We start from the raw sequence: 802 nt of genomic DNA on the forward strand, positions 1-802 counted from the left end.
CGATGCGGAAGCCGCGGATCTTCACCTGCTCGTCGTTGCGGCCCAAAAACTCCAGATTGCCGTCCGGCAGATAACGCGCCAGGTCGCCGCTCCGGTACAGCCGATCGCCTTCCACAAACGGACTGGCGATGAACCGCTCCGCCGTCAGCTCGGGGCGGTTGAGATAACCGCGCGCAACGCCGGCCCCGCCGATATAGAGCTCGCCCACCGCCCCGAACGGCACCGGCTGACCATGAGCGTCCAGAAGATAGATCCGCGTGTTGGCGATCGGACGGCCGATCGTTTCAACGACGGTGTCTCCCCTGGGCATGCAAATCCAGGTCGAGTACGTCGTTGTCTCGGAAGGGGCGTATAGGTTACAGATCTTCTCGACGCGGCTGTGCTCGAAGATTCTCTCGATCAGAGCTGCGCTCAGCGCTTCGCCCGCCAAATTGATGGCGCTTGCCGCGGCGGGGACTGCTTCCTTGGCGAGCAGAGCGGCGATCGCAGAGGGGACTGTATTGATCAGCGAGACGTCCAAAGGCGTTTGCGCCAGCGCCAGCGCATTGTCGACGAGATAGAGCGTGCCGCCCTGTGACAGGGTAGCGAAGCACTCGTAGACGGACAGATCAAAGCTGATCGAAGTGGAGAACAGCATGCGGCTGGTCTGTGCTTGCGCGTAGACGCGGCTACTCCAACGCAGCAGGTTCACGGTGCTTTGATGCTCGACCATGACGCCCTTGGGCGTCCCGGTGGAGCCCGAGGTGTAGATGATGTAGGCGAGCTGGCGGGGGGTGAGCCCCAGCGCGCGCGGGTCGGGATC

General features: G+C 63.2%; 1 protein-coding gene. It reads right to left on the reverse strand.

Annotated features, from left to right (window positions below):
• Window positions 1-802: AMP-binding protein (locus NKI25_RS36275; RefSeq protein WP_353000975.1), on the reverse strand; the 802-nt coding region annotated here is incomplete at both ends.

Origin of the sequence: Mesorhizobium sp. M0808, from assembly GCF_040320025.1 — a bacterium.
In the GTDB taxonomy this organism is placed as follows: Bacteria; Pseudomonadota; Alphaproteobacteria; order Rhizobiales; family Rhizobiaceae; genus Mesorhizobium.